16 protein-coding genes are annotated in these 20,977 nt (G+C 63.9%); 6 read left to right on the forward strand and 10 right to left on the reverse strand.

The window, feature by feature from the left end; translation table 11 throughout:
- Window positions 1-25: 25 nt before the first annotated feature.
- The 3 genes from NFJ07_RS17625 to polA all read right to left on the reverse strand — a co-directional run bounded on the left by NFJ07_RS17625 (window position 26) and on the right by polA (window position 5,073).
- On the reverse strand, window positions 26-979 hold the full coding sequence (locus NFJ07_RS17625; RefSeq protein WP_269996209.1) for a polysaccharide deacetylase family protein: 954 nt from the start codon (window positions 977-979) through the stop codon (window positions 26-28).
- Window positions 980-1,021: 42 nt separating this feature from the next.
- Complete coding sequence (locus tag NFJ07_RS17630) at window positions 1,022-2,326, reverse strand: GNAT family N-acetyltransferase (RefSeq protein ID WP_269996210.1); 1,305 nt, start codon at window positions 2,324-2,326, stop codon at window positions 1,022-1,024.
- 104 nt (window positions 2,327-2,430) lie between these two features.
- On the reverse strand, window positions 2,431-5,073 hold the full coding sequence (gene polA / locus NFJ07_RS17635; RefSeq protein WP_269996286.1) for a DNA polymerase I: 2,643 nt from the start codon (window positions 5,071-5,073) through the stop codon (window positions 2,431-2,433).
- 181 nt (window positions 5,074-5,254) lie between these two features.
- On the opposite strand from polA, the gene NFJ07_RS17640 reads away from it, so the two are divergent.
- Window positions 5,255-5,722, forward strand: a complete 468-nt coding sequence (locus NFJ07_RS17640; protein WP_269996211.1) for a hotdog fold thioesterase — start codon at window positions 5,255-5,257, stop codon at window positions 5,720-5,722.
- Here NFJ07_RS17640 and NFJ07_RS17645 read toward each other — a convergent pair.
- The 7 genes from NFJ07_RS17645 to NFJ07_RS17675 form a co-directional block, all read right to left on the reverse strand.
- Entirely contained in the window at window positions 5,675-6,271 is a 597-nt protein-coding gene (locus NFJ07_RS17645; protein WP_269996213.1) for a dihydrofolate reductase family protein, read from the reverse strand. The genes NFJ07_RS17640 and NFJ07_RS17645 overlap by 48 nt on opposite strands.
- A 36-nt stretch (window positions 6,272-6,307) precedes the next feature.
- On the reverse strand, window positions 6,308-6,529 hold the full coding sequence (locus NFJ07_RS17650; RefSeq protein ID WP_269996214.1) for a hypothetical protein: 222 nt from the start codon (window positions 6,527-6,529) through the stop codon (window positions 6,308-6,310).
- Entirely contained in the window at window positions 6,526-7,740 is a 1,215-nt protein-coding gene (locus NFJ07_RS17655) for an inorganic phosphate transporter (protein ID WP_269996215.1), read from the reverse strand. Before NFJ07_RS17655 ends, NFJ07_RS17650 begins: the two co-directional genes overlap by 4 nt.
- Before the next feature lie 174 nt (window positions 7,741-7,914).
- Window positions 7,915-8,412, reverse strand: coding sequence for an HAD domain-containing protein (locus NFJ07_RS17660; RefSeq protein WP_269996216.1), 498 nt, complete (start codon window positions 8,410-8,412; stop codon window positions 7,915-7,917).
- Window positions 8,413-8,464: 52 nt separating this feature from the next.
- On the reverse strand, window positions 8,465-12,598 hold the full coding sequence (locus NFJ07_RS17665) for a Pls/PosA family non-ribosomal peptide synthetase (RefSeq protein ID WP_269996217.1): 4,134 nt from the start codon (window positions 12,596-12,598) through the stop codon (window positions 8,465-8,467).
- A 27-nt stretch (window positions 12,599-12,625) separates the two neighbouring features.
- Entirely contained in the window at window positions 12,626-14,080 is a 1,455-nt protein-coding gene (locus tag NFJ07_RS17670) for a diaminobutyrate--2-oxoglutarate transaminase family protein (RefSeq protein ID WP_269996218.1), read from the reverse strand.
- 112 nt (window positions 14,081-14,192) lie between these two features.
- Window positions 14,193-15,614 carry an aspartate kinase gene (locus NFJ07_RS17675; protein ID WP_269996219.1) on the reverse strand — a complete coding sequence of 474 codons (1,422 nt, stop codon included), beginning with the start codon at window positions 15,612-15,614 and terminating at the stop codon, window positions 14,193-14,195.
- Between the two features lie 166 nt (window positions 15,615-15,780).
- Here NFJ07_RS17675 and kynA point away from each other — a divergent pair, with 166 nt between their 5' ends.
- The 5 genes from kynA to NFJ07_RS17700 all read left to right on the forward strand — a co-directional run bounded on the left by kynA (window position 15,781) and on the right by NFJ07_RS17700 (window position 20,971).
- On the forward strand, window positions 15,781-16,665 hold the full coding sequence (gene kynA / locus NFJ07_RS17680) for a tryptophan 2,3-dioxygenase (protein WP_269996221.1): 885 nt from the start codon (window positions 15,781-15,783) through the stop codon (window positions 16,663-16,665).
- Window positions 16,666-16,726: 61 nt separating this feature from the next.
- Window positions 16,727-17,965, forward strand: coding sequence for a kynureninase (gene kynU / locus NFJ07_RS17685; protein ID WP_269996222.1), 1,239 nt, complete (start codon window positions 16,727-16,729; stop codon window positions 17,963-17,965).
- 17 nt (window positions 17,966-17,982) lie between these two features.
- Window positions 17,983-18,816, forward strand: a complete 834-nt coding sequence (locus tag NFJ07_RS17690) for a PaaX family transcriptional regulator (protein ID WP_269996223.1) — start codon at window positions 17,983-17,985, stop codon at window positions 18,814-18,816.
- 86 nt (window positions 18,817-18,902) lie between these two features.
- A complete protein-coding gene (locus NFJ07_RS17695; protein WP_269996224.1) occupies window positions 18,903-19,988 on the forward strand; it encodes a LolA family protein in 1,086 nt (361 codons plus the stop codon).
- Entirely contained in the window at window positions 19,985-20,971 is a 987-nt protein-coding gene (locus NFJ07_RS17700) for an ABC transporter ATP-binding protein (RefSeq protein ID WP_269996225.1), read from the forward strand. Before NFJ07_RS17695 ends, NFJ07_RS17700 begins: the two co-directional genes overlap by 4 nt.
- Window positions 20,972-20,977: the final 6 nt, after the last annotated feature.

Raw genomic sequence — 20,977 nt, forward strand, 5'->3', positions numbered from 1 at the left:
TTCTAGTCGTTCGCCTCAAGGAGGGTCAAAGCGGCAGCGTGTCACCGAGCGGCGCGAACGTCACGCCACGGTCCAGCAAGATTGGGAGGGCACGCGCATATCCCTCTGCGGTGCCGCTGGCGGGCTGGTTGAAATGCGAGATCACTATGTGGCCGGAGCCCTGTCCCGCAGCGATTTTACCCACCTCGGACGCGACAGTGGGGGCCGGGAAGGTCGCGCCGCCGTCGCCGTTCACCGTGAAGCTCACTGGAACCAGTCCCAGGGCATTGGTGATCGCCGCCGCGACGTCGTCGTAGTAGGCGGTTCCCGCCCTGAAGAAACGGGGGGCTTTGCCACAGAGCCGCTCCATAACCTCCTGGTTGCCCATGATTTCGTCATAGACCTCGCCCGCATTGGACGTGCCCGGGATGCCGTACGCTGAGCGCCCGCTGACCGACAGTGGCTGGTGCCGGAAGCCGTGGTTGCCGAGCTCGAACAAAGGATCAGCCGCGAGATCGGCCGCTAGCCCGGGGTTGGCCTTGATCCAACGGCCGTTGACGAACAACGTGGCGGGAACGTTGAGCTTCCGCAGGGTCTTGAGCAAACGTTGATCGCAATCCGAGCCCTGGGGGCCACCGCAAGCATCAAACGTCAAGACCGCATGCGTGGACGCGGTTTTCGATACCACGCCAGTGACTGCAAGCCCCCACTCGACGGGCTTGCGCCCGGAGAATTCGGCCATAACCTGAGACTTCGAAGGCGGTGCCGGCCGCGTTTCGGGCACGACTGGATGCTGACCCGCCGCCTCCATGACCGGCGTTGAAACCGATGCGGGGCCAGGCGCGGGTGCAGCCGGCGGTTGCGCGGGTGCAGCCGCCGGTTGTTGGGCGCAGGCGGCCAGGCCGGTCACCACGAGTCCGGCGGCAACCGCCAGCAATGACCGCCGGCCCGGCAGCCCTGATTGGCCGGAGGAGTGGCCCCCCGGCTGGAATTCCCCCATGGAATCCTTCTTCTGTTGTAGATCCTGCGTGCGGAGATGTGCCTAGAAATGCGTTAGGCAATGGGCTGGACGTTCGACGGCGAACATGTGCTGGGCAGCCAATGCTGCTCCTGGCGTGTGCTCGCGGATCCGGCCCGCCGAAGCCAAGATTACAGGACTGACGGCACCCAAATAGACAGACCCCAGGTCTGTGACGTCCAAGGTCAAATCCGGGCCCCCGCCAGGCGCCTCACTGACCGTGACGACGCCGCCGTCGGACGTCAATTCCCACGTACCGTCGGCAAAACCGAGCGCATCCCGGACTTCCAGCACCAGGCGTCCATCGGTGCCATAGCGGCGGGCTGACAAGGCTGCAGGGACGTCAAGGACGCGCAACCACAACATGTCGCGATAGTCGGAAGACATGACGCAACGCCCGTCCACGAGCGCCCACGCAAGGGGGTCTTCAACGGGAGCTTCAGGCCAGGAAACCTGTTCGACAAGATCCAGGCTGCCCAGGAATTGCCACAGTTCCAGGTACGCGGAGTCCGTCACGGCGACGAGGTCCACGATTTCCACCGTGTATGGCTTCGTGTCCCAGCCGGCGAACTTGTAGGACACGTAGCCGTCAATGGCGGCGTCCGGTCCGTAGTGGAGCGCGCATTTGATGGCTTTGTCTTCACTGCCGTCACGCTTCATGGCACCGGAGACGTGATGGCGGTAGGAGTCCTGCCTCACGATTGACCCCGGCGTACGGTGGTGAACGCGTTCGAAAACTTCAGGCGCGAGTTCGAGAAGGACTCTTGGATCTGCGATCTCCACCCGGCCGACTGACTCGTGCCTGATGCGGAATTTCGGACCGGTGTCAACCTTGATGCTCCGCTCAAAGGTTGCGACGCCAAAACCAAAGCGGCCGTAGATTGATGCCTCGGATGCGGTCAGTGCGGCCATGGCGAGGCCATCGTCCTTGGCATCGGCGAGATCGGCGGTCATCATCCCCCGCAGGATGCCATGGCGCCGATGCGTCCCGCGCACGGTGACAGCGGTGATCTGGCGTGTCGGCAGTTCCTGGCCGAAGCCAACATTGAGCATGTTTTCCAGCGTTCCAAAGGTCGCCACCGGAAATCCCGGGTTGAGCGCGTGCAACGGTGGTTCGTCGTTGACGTAAACTCCGGTCAGCTCACGGTTGTCCGCTTGGTACATCGCGAGAGTCTTGTCGATGAACTCATCGCTTCGTTGCTCGTCGTGGAATCCGAAGCCAACGGCCTGGAGCCAATCACGTGCTTGTCCGTAGTCCGGGTTCTCCTTGTCGACGGAACGAAAGCGCTTGACGTTGTATTTTTCGTTTGTTTCCTTGGGATCAGCCACGTCCCGAGCCTAGCCAGACAGCATGGGGGCACGCCACCATATCGGCGGCGTGCCCCGTGTCAGCCCTCAAACCGTGTCGGCCTCCAACCGGGCCGGCCCGCCTGCTAGTGCCCGGCGTCGTACCAGCTGGACCCGACTCCGAGCTGCACGTCCAGCGGCACCGTGAGCTCGGCCGCCGTCCCCATTTGTTCGGTGACGAGCTTTTCCACGGCTTCGCGTTCGCCGTGGGCAACCTCGAGCACGAGTTCGTCATGGACCTGCAACAGCATCCGGGACTTCAGCCCCTGGCTGGTCAACTCCGCCGAAACTCCGAGCATGGCCCGCTTCATGAGGTCCGCCGCCGAACCCTGGATCGGCGAGTTCAGCGCAATGCGTTCGGCGATCTCCCGGTGCTGGCGGTCGGTGCTGGTCAGGTCCGGAAGATAGCGACGGCGGCCTTCGATCGTGGCGGTGTAGCCGTCGATCCGGGCCTGCTCCACCACGCCGCGCAGATAGTCGCGCACTGCGCCGAAGCGGTCGAAGTAGTCCTTCATGAGGGTCCTGGCTTCGTCGACGGAGATTTCCAGTTGCTTGGACAGGCCGAACGAGGTCAGCCCGTAGGCCAATCCATAGGACATGGCCTTGACCTTGGAGCGCATGGCACTGGTGACCTCTTCCGGTGCCACGTTGAAGATGTGCGAGCCGACATAGCGGTGCAGGTCCTCGCCCTCCTTGTACGCCTGGATGAGCCCTTCGTCGCCGGACAGGTGCGCCATGATACGCATTTCGATCTGCGAGTAGTCGGCAGACAGCAGGCATTCGTAGCCCTCGCTGACGACGAAGATCCCGCGGACGCGCCGGCCTTCCTCACTGCGCACCGGGATGTTCTGCAGATTGGGGTTGTTCGAGGAAATACGCCCCGTGGCCGCGACGTTCTGTGCGTACGTGGTGTGGATGCGGCCGTCCTCCGCAACTGATTTCTTGAGGGTCTCCAGCATTTGGGCGAGCTTGGAGGATTCCCGGTGGGCCATGAGCTGCACCAGGAACTCGTGGCCGGTCTTCTCCAGGAGGGCCTTCAACGAGGCGGCGTCCGTCGTGTAGCCGGACTTGATCTTCTTGGTTTTGGGCAGGCCAAGTTCTTCGAAGAGGACAGTCTGGAGCTGCTTGGGCGAGCCAAGGTTGACCTCGTGGCCGATTGCGGCGAAAGCCTGCTCCTGGGCGTTGTCGATCACTTTTGCGAGGTCCGCGAGCTGTTCGTTCAGGCGTTCCGTGGAGATGGCAATGCCCGAGAGTTCCATCTGGGCCAGAACCCGCGCGACCGGCAGCTCCAAAGTGGTCAGGAGCGCCTCAGCCTTGCGCTCGGCGAGCTCGCTTTCGAAGTGCTTGCTCAGTGCGTGCACGACGGCGGCCTGCTGGACGAGCGCGCTGGCCGCGGCTCCGTCCGGTCCATCACCGAGTTCAAGCTCCAGTTGGCCTGTTTGCGCCGCGGCCGTGGTGAGCGTGATCCTCAAGTGGTGCTGGGCAAGCTCGGCGAGTTCGTAGCTGCGGCGGTCCGGCTGGATCAGGTAGCCCGAGATGGCGGTGTCGTCCACCACGCCTTCCAGGCCAAGTCCACGGTGATGAAGGGCCTTCAACGCGTCCTTGAACTCGTGTATGACCTTGGCTTCTTCGGGGTCCTGCAGCCACTTGGCCAGGACAGCATCGGCCGCCGCGTCCAAGGACGATAGCTCGATGTAGGCGGCTCCGTTGGACCGCGCGACCGCGAGGGCAGTGGCGTCGTCGCCAATCCGCCCTGGAACCAACTGCACGGCAACTGCGGCGCGACTCCCCACGCCCGCAGCGAAAAAGGCCTCCAGGGCACCGGCGTTGTCCAGGACCGAGTAGTCGGGTGCCTCGATGGTTTCCGGAGCCGCTCCGGCGGTGTCGTCGCCATAGAGTGCGAACAGCCGGGTGCGAAGCGTCCTGAATTCGAGGGTGTCGAACAGAGTCTCGACCTCCTGGCGGTTCGGGCGCGGTTCCTCAAGGTCGGCAAGTGTCACGGGGAGTTGGAGGTCGTGCAGGAGCCGGTTGAGGCGTCGGTTCCGCTTCACGGCGTCGATGTTTTCCCGGAGGGCTCCACCGACCTTGCCGCCGATTGAATCCAGGTTCTCCAGGATCCCTTCCAGGCCGCCGTAAAGGTTGATCCATTTGGCTGCGGTCTTGGGGCCGACGCCTGGAACGCCGGGGAGGTTGTCGGCAGACTCCCCTACCAGCGCGGCGAGATCGGAGTAGCGGGACGGCGGAACGAAGTACTTCTCTTCGATGGCCGCTGCATCCATGCGCGGAATGTTGGAAACACCCTGTTTCGGATACAGAACGAACACGTTGTCCGTGATGAGCTGGAAAGCGTCACGGTCTCCCGATACGAGGAGAACTTCGAAGCCCGCGGCGTCGCCTTGGGCCGCGAGAGTGGCGAGGATGTCGTCAGCCTCGTAGCCGGGCATCTTGATCGTCTTGATGCCCCACGCTTCCATGACTTGATCGATGAGATCGATCTGCCCGCGGAATTCCTGCGGCGTCTCGTTGCGGCCACCCTTGTATTCGCTGTACTCCGCCTTGCGGAACGTCGTGTCGTCCGAGACATCGAAGGCCACCGCAACGTGGGTGGGCTTCTGATCCTTGATGAGGTTGATCAACATCGAGGTGAAGCCATGCACGGCGTTGGTGTGCTGGCCCGAGGATGTGGCGAAGTTCTCAGCCGGCAGGGCATAGAACGCCCGGAACGCCATCGAGTGACCATCGAGGACCAGAAGCCGCGGCCGGCCACCCGACGCGGTGCCCGCAATGGTTGTTGAAGGGTCTGGTGCCGTTGCGGTGGCAGTTGACGCTGCGCTTACCGTTGACGTTGACGTTGCCGTTGGAACTGAGTCCGGTTTGGTTGTTTCGCTCACAGGTGCCAGCCTAGTTGCCATGATGGACAATTTCACGCCGGGCCCATTCACTGACGAACTCAATGCGGCTGGCGTTCCGCAGGAGTTGCATGGTTGGCTTTCCCGCTACGGCGTGGGCTCGCTCGTGGCGAAGATGGGCATCAAGTTCCTTGAGCTGGGCCCGGAACGGACCGTCGCCACCATGCCGGTGGAGGGCAACACCCAAGTTGCCGGCATCCTCCACGGCGGAGCCCATGTGGTTCTCGCCGAAACCCTGGGCTCCTTCTCGGCGGCATTGCATGCGGGAGCCGGACGCCACGTGGTGGGAATCGAGGTGGGCGCAACCCACCATCGCTCCGTAGCAAGCGGCCTGGTCACCGGCACATGCACAGCCATCCACCTGGGCGGTACGCTCGCCACCCACGAAATTGTCATGACCGATGAACACGGCCGACGGCTGTCAACTGCCCGAATCACCAACATGATCCGGGAGAACAGGGCCCGCTGACCCGGCACGCGCGGGAAACTTGTAGCGCAGCTCAACCGCCGCGCCACCAAGGGTGCGGGACGAGACTAACTCAAGCGGCGCCGTCGGGATCTCGACAGGCAGCAATCGCTTACCGGAACCCAAGGCGACGGGGATAAGGGTGACGATCATCTCGTCCAGCAGGCCGGCCTTGGTGAACTGGGCCACCAGGTTTCCACCGCCAACCAGCCACACGTTCTTGTCACCGGCGTCGGCAATCAGGTCCGGCGCGAATTCCTCAACCTCGCCACGCACGAACGTGACGTCCGCACCCGGCGGCGCGGCGTATTCGCGGTGGGTGAAGATCCAACATGGAACACCCGGATAGGGCCATTTGCCCGGTTCGTGTTCCATGAGCCAGCGATAGGTCTGGCCGCCCATGACGATGCAGCCGATGCCTGCCATGAAGTCTTCGTAGCTTTCGGTGACACCCTCGGCCTCCTCGAACTGCATGAGCCAGCCGAGATCGTCATCTTTGGTGGCGATAAACCCGTCAAGCGAGGATGCCACGTAGTACTGGAAATCCGCCATGGCCCCACCCTACTCAGTAGGCAGCAGCGTTCCCAGCTACTTCGTGAAGTACGGGACGATCAGATAGATCCCGAAAAGCACGGCGATTCCGCAGGCCACGAAACACAGGTAGGCAAGGGACCGGACCATGGCCGGTGATTTCTGCCGGGCGTCCCCCGCGATGGCAGTGAGACGGACGCCGAGCGAATACAGCACTACGAGGAGCACGGCCGCCACCAGGGTCGCGCCGGCTACCTGCACCAAATCCAACCACTTCATGCCTGGAGGTCCTTACTCATGCTCTTGCTCAGACTTTTTTCTCGAGAGTTCTTCTTGAGGAAGCGGACTGCGGTGCCGGCTTCCTCGACTTCGACGGCGTTGTGGTGGCCCACGTGCGACTTCTTCGAGTACATGAACATGTAGACGACGACGGCGGTGCCCACGACTGCGGCGATAGCCACGCCGACGGTGCCTGTTCCGACGAGGAACGCGGTCAGGGCGCCCACGATCGCGGCCGCGGGGAGGGTGAAGAGCCAGCCGGTGGCGATGCGCCCCACCGTTCCCCAGCGCACCGTGGTGCCTTTGCGTCCGAGTCCCGAGCCAATGACGGACCCGGAGGCCACCTGCGTGGTGGACAGCGCGAAGCCGAGATGGGAGGAAGCAAGGATGGCCGAAGCGGTGCTGGCTTCCGCAGAGAAGCCTTGGGCCGGCTTGACGTCGGTCAGCCCGGAGCCCATGGTCCGGATGATGCGCCAGCCGCCAGCGTAGGTTCCGATGGCGATGGCGAGTGCGCAGGCCCCGATGACCCAGAGCTGCGGGCCGCTGCCCGCCGGCTGGGTTCCGGCGGCGATCAGGACGAGGGTGATGATGCCCATGGTCTTCTGCGCGTCGTTGGTACCGTGTGCCAGCGCGACCAAGCTGGAAGTGAAGATCTGGCCGGTACGGAATCCGCCCCGCTTCTGGGTCAGCTTGTCGCCGGTTTCGGGGTCGTGCCGGGACGTCAGGGCGTAGGCCAGCTTGGTGCATAGATAGGCCACGGCACCGGCGAGCAGTGGCGAGAAGATGGCCGGAAGGATGACCTTCTGGAGTACGGTATCGAAGTTGACGGCGTGGAATCCGATGCCAACGATCGCCGCACCGATCAGGCCGCCAAAGAGCGCGTGCGAAGAACTGGACGGCAGCCCCTTGAGCCACGTGAACATGTTCCACAGGACGGCCCCCATCAGCCCGGCGAAGATGATCTCCGGCGTGATGTGGATACCGTCCGTGCCCTCGCGGATAAGTCCTCCCGAAATGGTCTTCGCCACTTCGGTCGACAGGAACGCGCCCACGAGGTTGAGCACCGCGGCAAGGGCAACAGCCGTCTTGGGCTTGATGGCACCCGTGGCGATCGGAGTGGCCATTGCGTTCGCAGTGTCGTGGAACCCGTTGGTGAAGTCAAAAAATAAGGCCAGCGCTATGACAAGCGCGACCATGAAGGTGATTCCCACCTGGTGCCCAATCTGCAGAGTCGACGATGCGCAGTTCCACTTCCCCGGGCCCGCCTAACACAAAACAGTTCAGCAAGCGTTCATCTGACTGTACTGGCGGAATTAACTATGGCGGGCGTGAAACCTTAAGAATCCTACGTGCCATTGCCGGCAGGGCAAAACGTAGGCCCAGCATCATCCCAGGAAGTGCCGAACAGCCGCGATATCGCTCCGTGACAGGCCCCGCCGCGGGTCTGGTGAGATCCAAAGCACACGGCTGCCGAGGAATTCTGCCCAGGACCGGGCCGCGGCTTCGTGGTTCAGTTGATCATCCATCCACACGATGCGTTCGGCTCCTGACTCCTGGACGTCCCTTTGCAAAACGTCCAGCTTCCACCAATCGGCAGTCTGGTCCCAACCGTCGCTGGTCAAGACGGGCCAATGCTCACCGTTGAGACCGATTGCCGGGCACAGGAACTCAGGCGCGAGCCGTTGCCACGTCGTCAGCCAAACAAACCTCGCCGCTGGATGCGCGGCCAACTCATTGAGCTCGTCAACCAGTTCGGAGGCGTAAACGACGTCAAGGATTCCGGCGTCGGCGATTTTCCATTCAGTACCCCAATCGGTGAAGCCCATGGGACCGAAGGGGTTCACCACGCCGTCGACGTCCAGATACAGCGACACGGTGGTCATGCAGCCCCCTCCCGGACTTGCCAACAATGCCAGCGTAAGGCACGCGCTGGTGTTAGAGCAGTCCGGGAACGGCTTGCCCGGTCAGTTGGCGCGCGGGATTGCCGCCGAAGATACCGCCGGCCGGGACGTCCTCGCCCTTCATCAGGAACGAGTCGGCTTCGAGTTCTGAACCCTCGTGCATGGTGGTGCCGTAATGGATGAATGCACCCACTCCAAGGGTGCAGCCGGTGTCAAGGGTGATGGCATCGAGTTTGAACGCGCCGTCCTCCATGGAGTGGCATTGCGCGACGGCGTAAGCGTTCAGGGTGCAGTAGTCCCCGATGCTGACGAGGGTCCTTTCCGGGATCCCGCAGCCGTCGTCGAAGACCTTCTTGCCCATCCGGACCCCCAGGACCCGCCAGATCACGGGTTTGAGGGGCGTGCCGTTGAACATCTGCACGATGCCCCCGGCGCCGAGCTTCCAGTAGCGCTCATGCCGCCAGAAGGGCACTTCGTAGATGGAGCAAAAGGTGGGCGAAAGTCTTCCGAAACCGAGGGATGCCCGCTCCACGAGGACCATCAGGGCGCCTGTGGTTACGACCATTGTTCCCACCGCAGCCACGGCAGCGAGCCCGCCTGCGGTGGGGAGGTAGGCCTGCGATGCCCAGGCGGCGAGCAGAATCACGTACAGTTCGGCCCAGCGGGCCAGGAGGTAGAAGATCACCGTCATGGTGTTGTGCAGGTTCTTGGCCGGGATCCGGCGCCTCAGTTCCTCTGCCGTCCTGAACCGCTCAAAGGTGCTGTCACGGTCCACAGTGCGCGGTATTTCAAAGGGCGGTGAGCCCAGGAGGCCCACCCCCTCGCGGAGCGGACCCTCCAAAGGCACCATGGTCTTGGTCCCCAGGAGGCAGTTATCCCCCATCCTGGCCCCGGCGGGATAGGCGATGTTGTTGCCGAAGAAGCTCCTGGCCCCAATGATGGCAGGCGAGAGGCGGAAAGCGGTGTTCGAGTAGTCGGCATTGATGATCGACAGGCCGTCCGAGACCATGGTGCCGCTGCCGACAGTAGTCAGTGTGGGACTGTCATGCTTCAGCCCGACGCCGAAGTTGGATCCGGTCTGCACCATGTCCGGCTGGTGGTAGCCCAGCACGTTCAGGTAGTACACGATCAGGGAACTGTCGCCGCTGAGCTGGAGGAGGGCTTTGAGGTTGGTCAGCCGCTGAGCTGTCCGCAGAAGTCCGAAGCGGACGCCGTAGAGGGGGTAGTCCTTGCCTGGAACCAGGAGCAATGCCAGCAGCCTGGGAAGGGTGGCGGCCAGGGCGAAAGCGGCCAGGATGCTGCCGAAAAGAAGGACGGCGGAGATCAGCAGTAGTGCTTGCCAGAAAAGCGGCTTGGCCGGGTTTGTTTCGCCCGTGGGGAGGGAGGCGAGCACGACGTCGATGGCTCCGAGCCCGATGGATGACACCATTACCACGTGGACCACCACGGTCCAGAAACTGAAACTGGCCCTTCGGGGCGTCCCGGAAGTGGCTTGTCCCGCCCGACGGTAACTAGTGGTGGTGGGCTCGGCCGGCGAGCCGGCCCAGGCTCCGCCCGGCGGAACGCTTTGGAAGCGATGCAGGCACGAGCTGTGTCCCAGTTGGGCGTCGTCGCCCATGGCGGTGTCGATGTCCAGCGTCGTCAGTTCGCCGATCAGGACATTGCGGCCCAAAGTGACTGGCCCCGTCTGGATCCGGCCCGCGTGCGCACGGTAACAGTTGAACGTGCAGTCCCTCCGGATCACCGTGTCCGCCCCTACCGTCAGCAGGTCGGTGCAGGCCGGAATCCTTGAAGAGAGGATGGTTACCCGGGGGCCAACCTTGGCCCCAAGTGCCCTGAGGTACAGGGGGAAGATGGGCGTCCCGACGAACACTCGGAGGGGGCTCGTATTGACCAAGGTTTTGACAAACCAGAAGCGGACGTAGCGCAAAGACCAGAGGGGAATCTCTTCGGTCTTCCACCGGCCGATAAGCGCCCATTTGAGCACAATGGGTATGGCCGCCAAGGCAATGAAGGATATGGTGCCGACGGCGACGGAGCGCGCCACGAGGGCGCCGGGCTGCCGGGACCCGCCGATCCACTGCTCGCCGGCTAAGGGGATCAGTAGGACGATGTAGCCGTAGGCCAGGGCGACGATTGCCTGCAAAACCCCGCACAGCAGGTACTGTCCAGTCCCCACGCGCAAGAACGGTTCGGCTATCGCGGATCCCCTGCCCTCGGCCGGGGAGAGTGCGTGGTCGTTCGCGGCGTCCAGGGCGGCGGCCAGGGCGGCGATGGTCGGATGTGCATAGACTTCGCGCATCGAGACGGAGGGTGAATTGGCCTCCTTGCGGACATTGGCGCAAAAATGCGCCATGAGCAGGGAGTTTGCTCCGAGGTCGTTGAAGAAATTGGCAGCGGTTGAAACCCGCTCGAGCTGGAGGGCCGCAGCCAAAGCCGGGGCGAGGATCCGTTCCGTGGGCGTCACCGGCCTGGTGTCGGCGAAGTCTGTACTCACCGCGCGCGGGCCAGTGGGATCTGGAAGGCTGCTGCGGTCCGCTTTTCCGCTGACCATCATCGGCATGGTCGGGAGGGACTGGAAATAGCCCGGCACCATGTAAGCGGGGAGCCGCTCGCGCAGCCAGGCGCGGATGTCTCCCCCTTCCACCGCGGGGACGTTCTGGTGCAGCGTGTAGTAGGCGGCAAGTTCCGTGATTCCCGGCTCGGGCTCCCAGGTCTTCACAACAGCCATCGCTATCCCGGGCATCTGCAGGAGGACGTTTTCGATTTCGCTCAGCTCAATCCGATAGCCTCGGACCTTCACCTGCGTGTCGGTGCGGCCGTGGTATTCGATTTCGTCGTGGTCGTTGAACCGGCCGAGGTCGCCCGTGCGGTAGATGCGATGCGACGGGTTGTCCTCGAGGGCCAGGAAATCGGGAATGAATGCCCTTTCCGTTAACTCGGGCCGGTTGATGTAGCCTCGGGCGAGCCCGACGCCGGCCAGCCCGATTTCGCCCAGCTCGCCGTGAGGCAGGGCACGGTCCTGGGCAGGATCCAGGATGACCGCCGAATAGCCGGGCAGGGGTTTGCCCAGGGTCACGGGTTTGCCGGGCTCCGCCGTGCCCCAGGTGGCTGTCACCGTCGCTTCGGTGGGCCCGTAGACATTCAAGAAGCGCCGGCCGGGCCGGTACCAACGCTCCACAAGGTCCTCCGGGCAGGCTTCACCGGAGACGAGCAGGAACCGCAGCCCGGGCACGTCGTCGTCGAGCGTGGCGAGCAGGGTCGGCACGCAGCAAAGGGCGGTGATGTTCCGGGCCTCGATGAATTCGGCAAGGTCTGTCCCCAGAAGGTTGTTCCCGGGCGGCCGGGGCACCAAGGTGGCCCCCACCATCCAGGGCACCCAGATCTCCTCCACGGAGAAATCGAAAGCCGTTGTCATGCCCTGGTAGACCCGGTCGCGGGAATCGTAGCCGTAGGTTTCGGCGGCAATCCGGACGAAGTGGCAGATGCTGGCGTGCGCTATGGCCACGCCCTTTGGCCGTCCGGTGGATCCCGAGGTGTAGATGATGTAGGCCAGTCCGTTGGCCGGGGACGTCTGCCCCGCCCAAGCCAGGCGGGAGGGTTCAAACGCGGCAATGTGATGGTCCTCCTTGTCGACGCGAATCGCGAGGGCCGCAGTTCCGGCCAGGAGGCTGTCCGCGAGGCGGGAGACAGTCAGGATCATGGTGACGTCGGCGTCGGCGGCAATGTAGGCGATTCTTTCGGAAGGGAACGCCGGGTCGAGGGGCACGTAGACGGCATGGGCCTTGAGGACGGCAAGCATGCTGACATAGGACCGCACCGCGTCATCGAACAGCAGGGCGATTCTGTCGCCGGGGCTTACCCCAAGGGCAACGAGGTAGTGGGCGAGCCGGTTGGCCCGGGCGTCCAGTTCTTCGTAGCTGAGCGAACCATCCGCCGTTTCCACGGCCGGATGACGGCCGCGGCCTTCGGCTCGTTGCCGGTCGCACCGGTCCTCGAAGAGCTCCTCAAGCCGCTCGCCGGGGCTCCACCGGATGGCACTGCCCGCCATGGCGTCGCCCGGGGCGGTGCCGAGCAGGACCGGGGCACCATCCCTCAGATGGATCATGGATCCGGCGCTTGTGGCCGCTCCGCCGGGGGTCCGGTCTTGGTCCACATGCCTTCCCATAGTCCCCTCCTGGTCCTGTGCCCGGCCCTATTGGGCCGCATCGCTCGTGGTCCCGTGGCCTGCAAAGGCGCCGTGTTTGGCAATTGAACTTGGTACGGCAATGGAACTTTGTCCTGAAATGGAACTTTGTTCGGCAATGGCAGCCAGCAGCAGCTCGCAAGCGGCATCGACGAGTTCTTCCGTGATGTTCAGCGGAGGCAGGAGCCTGACCACGCAGTCGTCCCGGCCGCCGCATTCGAGTATCAGGCCCAGCTCCAGGGCATTTCGCTGCACTGCATGGGCCAAGTCCCCGGCGGGACGGCCTGTCACCGGATCGGCGAGCTCAATTCCCCACATCAGGCCCCGCCCCCGTACCTCACGCACCCAGGGGTTGCCGGTCAAGGGCTCGAGAAGCCTGCCAATCTGCGCACCGCGGCTGCGGACGTTGCCCAGGACGTCGTCGCGCCGGATGATCTCGACGGCTGCGGCCCCCGCGGCGAAGGCCAGCTGGTTTCCCCGGAATGTCCCGGTGTGGGCACCGGGGAGCCAACGGTCAAGGTCCTTGTTGTAAATGATCAAAGCAACGGGGAGGCCTATTCCGCTGAGGGCCTTGGATGCGACGATGACATCGGGCTCGATCCCGTACTGCTCGAACGCGAACCAGGTCCCGGTGCGCCCGCACCCGGTCTGGATCTCATCGATAATCAACGGGATACCCAGCTCACGGGTCACCCTGCGCACGGTCCGCGCGAATTCGACGGTGGCTGGTACAACTCCCCCCTCGCCTTGAACCATTTCCATGATGACGGCCGCGGGACGCGCGATGCCCCCGAGCGGGTCTTTGAGCGAATTTTCGAGGAACTGAACACAATTGGTCAAACAGGTCTCCGGGTGCAGGCCTACCGGACACCGTGTGCAGTACGAGAAGGGGAAGAAGTGCACTCCTGGCATCCCGTTCGCCACCGGCTGCTTCTGTTCAACCAGTCCGGTCAACGCCATTCCCGCCGCGCTGCTGCCATGGAATCCTCCCTGGAAGGACACGATGTCCCCGCGCCCGGTGGCCGTCTTGCACAATTTGATGGCGGCATCCACGGCATTTGCACCCGTCGGTCCGCAGAAGTGGATCTTCATCCGATCCGCGAGATCCCAGGGAAGCATCGACAGCTGTGCCCTCATGAAGGCATCCTTCGCCGGCGTCGGGAAATCAAGCCCATGGCTCAATCTGCCCACCTGCCCCGCCACGACTTCCACCAGTTCCGGATGGCTGTGCCCGAGGGACAAAACCCCGGCACCGGCCAGGAAATCAATGAAGACATTGTCATCGACGTCCCGCACAAAGGCTCCGAAGCCCTCGGCAATCGCGATGGGAAGATGCCGCGGATAGGTGCGGGCATTGGATTCGTGGAGTTCCTGGCGCGCCAACAATTCGGCAGATCTGGGTCCTGGAAGTGGCCCGTTTACATGTGCCGAGGTCAAGGTGGCCTGCTGCGGGCGAGTTTTCATGGCGATCGGGTCCTTATCCCGTGGATCCACGAAGGCGGATCAACGACTGAAGCGCTTCCCGTGGCCAGTGCTTTTGCCACGGGGAGAATCGGGCCGCGGTGCTGCGGCCGCGCTACGGCGTAGTGGTGGCCCCCTCTCCCGCATGGTCCAGCCCGAAGGCCAAGCGCACGGCGCGCCCTGCGTCCTCAAGCACGGCCGCGCGGATAACGACGTCGATGCGCATGTCCGACGCCGAGATCAGCTCGATCTCGACACCCGCGTCCGAAAGGGCCTTGAAGAGCCGCGAAAACACCTGGGCGTCGGTGCGCATGCCCAGCCCGACCAGCGACAGTTTGCCGATTTGGCCGTCGTATTGGAGGTCCACGAAGCCGATGGCCCCTTGGGCGGCGGACAGGGCAGCACGGACACGGAATCCGTCCCGGCTGGGAACCGCCAGCGAAATGTCGCTCCCGCCGGCGCGCGCGGACGAGGTGTTTTGAACGACCATGTCAACCTGGACGTCCGCATCGGCAAGAAGCCCGAAAATTTCTGCGGACTTTCCCACGCCGTCCGCGACTCCTAATACCGTCAGCTTCGCCACGGACTCGTCGCAGAGAACTGCAGAGACCAGTGGCTGCTCAACTGCCGGAGCCCGTTCCCAGACCGGTTTGTGGTCCCACTCCGCCTCCTGGTCCTTGCTTGGGAGGATCAGGGTTCCAAGGGCACGGTTGAAGGAGGAGCGCACATGGATGGGAACGCCGAAACGGCGGGCATACTCAAGGCATCTGGCATGCAGGACTTTGGAACCGGACGCAGCCAACTCCAGCATTTCCTCGTTTGAAATGACGTCGATTTTCCGCGCGCGGGGAACGATCCGCGGGTCAGCGGTATAAACGCCATCAACGTCGGTATAGATTTCGCACATACCGGCGCCCAACGCGGCGGCCAAGGCTACGGCCGTAATGTCTGAACCGCCCCGGCCCAGCGTGGTGACCTCTCTCTTCTTGAGGCCCTTTCCCTGGAAACCAGCCACGATGGCAACTTCTTCGCGCTTCAAGCAAGCGCGGATATGGTGCGGATCAACGTTGACGATGTGCGCCTTGCCGTGGATGCCATCGGTAATCAGCCCGGCTTTCTTTCCGCTGAACGTCCGGGAAGGAACACCGAGATCCGCGAGTGCAATCGCCAAGAGCGTCACCGAGATCCGTTCACCCGTGGTCAGCAGCGTGTCAAGTTCGCCGGCGGGAGGCTTGGGGCTGAGGGACACGGCGAGGTCAAGCAGCTCGTCGGTGGTGTCGCCCATGGCCGAGACCACCACCACCAGCGGATGTCCGGCCTCGCGGGTCTCGGCGATCCGCCGGGCCACGCGCTTGATGGCTGCCGCATCCGCTACGGAGGAGCCCCCGTATTTCTGCACTATGAGGTCCCGGGATCGAAGCTTTGTACGCGTACGTAGCGCCAAATGTTCGAGACCGGACAACTGTTCTGGTCCGTCTACCTCCGGATGCTGACGGTCTGCTGGTAAATCCCGAATGCTGACTGTCTGCTGGTACATGGAGCCTCCTGGAGCCCGCATACCCCCCTGCCGATCTTACAACGTATATACTTCGCCAGCGGTTCACTCAGGCAACAAAAAGTGGCCTTCAGAACGTCAGCGAGAGTCAAGATTTTCCGGAAATTCACTATCTTGACGTTCGTCACAAGAGTGATACGATTGACGCATGGAAAACCGCACCGGCCACTCTGCACAAAGCATCAGGGCCCAAAGCATCAGGCCCATCGAGGATTCGGTCCGCACCGACTTCAGCCAGGCCATGTCCTACGGGGGGTATCTGGACCTTGACCGCCTCCTCACTGCCCAGCACCCGTTGAGCACCCCGGAACACCATGACGAATTGCTGTTCATCATCCAGCACCAGACCAGCGAACTGTGGCTCAAGCTCATCCTGCATGAACTGCTTGAAGCCCGCCGGCTCCTTGATGCGGACAACCTCGCCAAGGCCCTCAAATGCATCGCACGCGTCAAGGCGATCCAGCGGACCATGACCGAGCAGTGGTCTGTCCTGGGCACGCTCACTCCGCGCGAGTACTCCGAATTCCGGCGCTTCCTGGGCAGTTCGTCAGGTTTCCAGTCCCACCAGTACCGCGGCGTCGAGTTCCTGCTGGGCAACAAGAACCGCGACATGCTCCGGGTCTTCGAGAGCGATCCGGCGGCGCACAGCCAGCTCAGCACCCTCCTGGAGGAGCCGACCCTCTACGACGCCTTCCTCGCTGTGTTGGCGCGGGCCGGCTATGCCGTTCCCGCCGACATCCTGGAACGTGACACGAGCGAACCGTGGACGTTCCAGAAGGACCTGGTCCCTGTCTTCCAGGAGATCTACGAATCGGAAGCCACGCCATGGGGTTTCTATGAGGCGTGCGAAGACCTCGTAGACATTGAGGACAACTTCCACGCCTGGCGCTTCCGCCACTTGCGTACGGTGCAACGAACTATCGGATTCAAGGTGGGCACGGGCGGCTCCTCAGGCGTCGACTTCCTCAAGCGGGCCCTTGACCTGACTTTCTTCCCGGAGCTCTACGCAGTCCGCACCGAGATCGGCAACTGAGCCCCCCAACGGCAAAAGCAACACTTCCAGCAACCGCAGTCGAATTTTCTTCAGGAGAGACATGAACAGCGCGCAGCAAACGCAACGGCCGACGTCGGCAGAACTCGACGCCGCCGATCCCCTCGCCGAGCAGCGTGAGGCCTTCTACTCCCCGGCGGATGGTCAGCTCACCGCTTACCTGGACGGGAACTCGCTCGGCCGGCCGCTCAAGGCGACGTCGGCGAAGCTGGCGTCATTCGTCCAGGACGCCTGGGGCAGCCGCCTCATCCGTGGCTGGGACGAACAGTGGATGGACGAGCCCACCGCGGTGGGCGACCGGATCGGCGTCGTCGCCCTGGGCGCGGCCGCTGGCCAGGTCACCGTGGGAGATTCCACTTCCGTGATGCTCTACAAGCTCATCCGGGCAGCGGTGGACGCGCAGCCGGGCCGCGACGAGATTGTGGTGGACCGGGACAACTTCCCCACGGACCGTTTCATCATCGAGGGCATCGCCGCGGAGAAGGGCGCCACCATCAAGTGGGTCGCCTCCAACCCGGCCAGCGGCGTCACGACCACGGACCTTGAGGGACTACTCGGCGAGCGGACCGCCGTCGTGGTGCTCAGCCACGTGGCTTACCGTTCCGGTTTCCTGGCGGATGCCGCGGCGATCACCGCGATGGTCAAGGAAGCCGGAGCGCTCATGCTCTGGGACCTGTGCCACTCGGTAGGCTCGGTGCCCCTCGAACTGGACGCCTGGGGTGTGGACCTTGCTGTTGGCTGCACGTACAAGTACCTCAATGGCGGCCCGGGCTCCCCCGCGTTCGCCTACGTCAACGCTTCGCAGCAGGACCGTCTGCAACAGCCCATTTGGGGCTGGATGGGCGCCGACAACCCCTTCGGCATGACAGAGAGCTACAAACCGGCAAAAGGGATCCGAAGCTTCATCACCGGCACTCCCCCGGTGCTGGCCATGCAGCCGCTCAAGGACATGGTTGAGCTGATTGCCTCAGTGGGTATGGATGCCGTGCGGGAGAAGTCCATCAAGCTCACGGAGTACGCAGCTGCCTTGGCTGAGGACATGTTGGTTCCCCTTGGCGTCGAGATTGTCAGTCCGCGCAACACCGCAGAGCGTGGCTCGCACATCACAGTGGACCATCCCTTGTTCGCCGAGGTGACCCAGACTCTTTGGGAACGGGGTGTCATTCCCGATTTCCGTCCGCCGCACGGACTGCGGATCGGCCTCTCGCCGCTCAGCACCAGCTACGCGGAGGTCGAGCTGGGAGTGACCGCCATCCGGGACGCCCTCGCCGAACTCCTGTGAGTGCTGTCCTTGACGACATGGACTCCCGGCCCGGGAGTACCACGTCGTTGCTACGCACGGTCATCGGCTTGTACCTGCGCGATGCCGGCGGATGGATGTCCACCAGGCACATCATCGCCCTCATGGAGGCCCTTGGGGTGACCGCGGCTGTCTCCCGGACGGCCTTGTCGCGGTTGAAGAAGAAGGAAATCGTCCGTCCGCAGCTGCGTCACGATGTTCCCGGCTTCGCCGTCACCGAGGGCGCCGCAGCGATGCTTGCCCGCGGCGACCGGCGGATATTCAACCCGCGCCTTATGTCCTCCGTGGACCGCTGGTGCCTCGTTTCGTTTTCCATTCCGGAAACGGAGCGGGAAAAACGGCACCAATTGCGGCGGCGATTGCACTGGATTGGCTGCGGCACGGTGGCAGCAGGGCTGTGGATCTGCCCGGATTCGCTTCGCGAGGAAGTGGAGGAGATCCTGGAGGACCTGGAGCTGCGCGGCATGGCCACGGTGTTCGTCACGGACACTCCCTCGGTCGGTGGCAGCCTCCGCGATGCCGCGTCCGCATGGTGGGACCTTGAGGCAGTGGCAGAACTGCATCGCGACTTCATCCGGCACAATGGTTCCGCGGCCGACGACGGCGACCCGCGCTCCGCGTCCGACGACGGCAGCCCGCCTTCGGCCGGGACCTTCGCCCGTTATGTCCGATGCATCGACCGCTGGCGGATCATTCCGTATCTGGATCCGGGGCTGCCGGCGGAGTTCCTTCCCGAGGATTGGCCCGGCATGGCGGGAATCGCCTTGTTCGAGCGCATGGCGGCCGCGGCAAGGCCCAGCGCGGAATTCGTGCGGGCGACGTTGGAATCGTAGGAGCGCAGAACACGTGATCACTCCAGGCACCAGGAGTAGTCTGGAACCATGAACTTCCCCGATGGTGGATGGTTCGCGAGGTTGCCATGACCCGCGTCTGGTTGCGTTGGTTGCCGGCCGCGCTGGTTCCGGTAGCCCTTGCTGCGGCAGCCCTGGCTGGTTCCTACCAGGCAGGAGCTGCGACGAGCCTGCCGCATAAGACGGCCGAGGAAGTCATCGCGATGATCGGCCGCGCCGACGTCCACGCTTTGTCCGGGACCCTTCAACAAAGTTCCGAACTGGGACTCCCCCAGCTCCCCTCTGTTGGACCAACTGCAACCCAGGGTCCCGCGTCAGTCATCGAGCTTTTGAGCGGTTCACACACGACCCGGGTCTACATGAACGGCCCCGCCCAAGCCAGGTTCCAAGTGATGGACATGCTCGCCGAGCGGGACCTCGTCCGCAATGGCAACGATCTCTGGCTCTACAACTCGGCCGACAACAGTGCGGCGCACATGACGATGCCCGCTGAGCCAGCCCGCGCACCGGCCCCGCGCGCGACACCGACTCCAGGAGTAATCACGCCTGACGTCGTCGCGCAACACTTCCTCGCAGCCGTCGGGCCCACCACGGACGTAACGGTGGGCGACGGAACCACGGTGGCCGGCCGCACGGCCTACCAATTGGTGATCAAACCGCGCAGTACCGGCACGCTCGTCGATTCGGTGACAATCGCCGTTGACTCCGCCTCTGGCCTGCCGCTCGGCGTCGATGTGCGGGCGCGCGGGCAGGCCGCAGCGGCCTTTTCGCTCGCATTCACGGACCTGAGCTTGACGACGCCCGACGCCGCGTTGTTCAGTTTCACTCCGCCCCGCGGTGCCGCCGTGGAAGAAAAGGCAACTCCGCAGCTGCGTGCCCTACCCGGTAAGACCGGCCAGGGACCGCAAGCCAAGGCAACAGCCAGCCGGCCAACGATCACAGGCAGCGGCTGGGACGCAGTGATCAGCCTGTCCACGGGCACGGTGCCCACAGATGTCCGCTCGGCTCCGTTGTTGGCCCAACTCACGCAGCCGGTCCCGGGTGGCCGCGCGCTGACAACCAGCCTGGTAACTGTTTTGATGCTCGACGACGGCCGCGTCTTCGCGGGAATGGTGCCACTTGAGCGGTTGCAGGCCGCAGCCGCCGCCCAATGACGGAGGCATCCCCGCCGGCTGAACTGGCGATAGAGACGCAAGGCCTCAGCAAGCGCTTCGGCCACCGGGCCGCCGTCGACGGCATCGACCTGGCAGTTCCCCGCGGTTCAGTCTTTGGCTTCCTCGGTCCAAATGGCTCCGGCAAGACCACTACTATCCGGTTACTGCTCGGCTTGGCGGCCGCCACGCACGGCCACATCCGGGTTCTTGGCGGCGAAATGCCGCGCCAACTGGCAACAGTCCTGCCCAATGTGGGCTCACTCGTGGAAGGCCCCGCCTTCTACCCTTTCCTGTCCGGGGCAGCGAACCTTCGGCGATTGGACAGCGCCGATCTTCATGCCTCCCCGCGAACCCGGGCCGCACGCGTGGATGAAGCACTCGAGAGGGTGGGGTTGTCCCATGCCGCAGGCAAAAAGGTCCGCGCCTATTCCCTCGGGATGAAGCAGCGGCTGGGCATTGCGCATGCCCTGCTGCGGCCGAGGGAACTGCTTGTCCTGGACGAACCCACCAACGGCCTGGACCCGCAAGGTACCCGGGAGGTGCGCAGCCTGGTCCGCTCACTGTCGGCCGGGGGCACCACCGTGTTCGTTTCCAGCCATCTCCTCGCGGAAGTGGAGCAGATGTGCACCCACGTGGGCGTCATGAGCGTGGGGAAGCTCGTGGCGCAAGGAACCCTGCACGAACTGCGCGCCGCGGGAAAAGCCACGATCCGTCTCCACACGCCCGATATTGAGGCCGCGGTCCGCGTCCTCTCCAGGCTGGGCTTGCAGTCGGAACTGTCTGCTCCGCCGCCCGGCTCGTACGGTCCGGATGGCCAGAGCCTCGTCAGTACCGGTCCGCCGGGGCACGAGGTGGCTCCCGAGACGATTGTGGCGGCCCTGGTATCGGATGGCGTCCGGGTCCGGGGCTTTGGCGTGGAGGACGCAAGCCTGGAGGAGCGCTTCGTCTCCCTCACCGGAGAGGGGTTCGACATTGCCGGCTGAACGCGG

Source organism: Arthrobacter sp. B2a2-09 (assembly GCF_027587375.1).
Lineage (GTDB): Bacteria > Actinomycetota > Actinomycetes > Actinomycetales > Micrococcaceae > Arthrobacter.

Bases quoted from the DNA above. Each gene is read 5' to 3' on its own strand.
- NFJ07_RS17625 (WP_269996209.1), bottom strand. From the start codon at position 979: ATGGGGGAATTCCAGCCGGGGGGCCACTCCTCCGGCCAATCAGGGCTG.
- polA (WP_269996286.1), bottom strand. From the start codon at position 5,073: ATGGCGTTCCGGGCGTTCTATGCCCTGCCGGCTGAGAACTTCGCCACA.
- NFJ07_RS17640 (WP_269996211.1), top strand. From the start codon at position 5,255: ATGATGGACAATTTCACGCCGGGCCCATTCACTGACGAACTCAATGCG.
- NFJ07_RS17645 (WP_269996213.1), bottom strand. From the start codon at position 6,271: ATGGCGGATTTCCAGTACTACGTGGCATCCTCGCTTGACGGGTTTATC.
- NFJ07_RS17650 (WP_269996214.1), bottom strand. From the start codon at position 6,529: ATGAAGTGGTTGGATTTGGTGCAGGTAGCCGGCGCGACCCTGGTGGCG.
- NFJ07_RS17660 (WP_269996216.1), bottom strand. From the start codon at position 8,412: ATGACCACCGTGTCGCTGTATCTGGACGTCGACGGCGTGGTGAACCCC.
- NFJ07_RS17665 (WP_269996217.1), bottom strand. From the start codon at position 12,598: ATGGGAAGGCATGTGGACCAAGACCGGACCCCCGGCGGAGCGGCCACA.
- NFJ07_RS17670 (WP_269996218.1), bottom strand. From the start codon at position 14,080: ATGAAAACTCGCCCGCAGCAGGCCACCTTGACCTCGGCACATGTAAAC.
- NFJ07_RS17675 (WP_269996219.1), bottom strand. From the start codon at position 15,614: ATGTACCAGCAGACAGTCAGCATTCGGGATTTACCAGCAGACCGTCAG.
- kynA (WP_269996221.1), top strand. From the start codon at position 15,781: ATGGAAAACCGCACCGGCCACTCTGCACAAAGCATCAGGGCCCAAAGC.
- kynU (WP_269996222.1), top strand. From the start codon at position 16,727: ATGAACAGCGCGCAGCAAACGCAACGGCCGACGTCGGCAGAACTCGAC.
- NFJ07_RS17690 (WP_269996223.1), top strand. From the start codon at position 17,983: ATGGACTCCCGGCCCGGGAGTACCACGTCGTTGCTACGCACGGTCATC.
- NFJ07_RS17695 (WP_269996224.1), top strand. From the start codon at position 18,903: ATGACCCGCGTCTGGTTGCGTTGGTTGCCGGCCGCGCTGGTTCCGGTA.
- NFJ07_RS17700 (WP_269996225.1), top strand. From the start codon at position 19,985: ATGACGGAGGCATCCCCGCCGGCTGAACTGGCGATAGAGACGCAAGGC.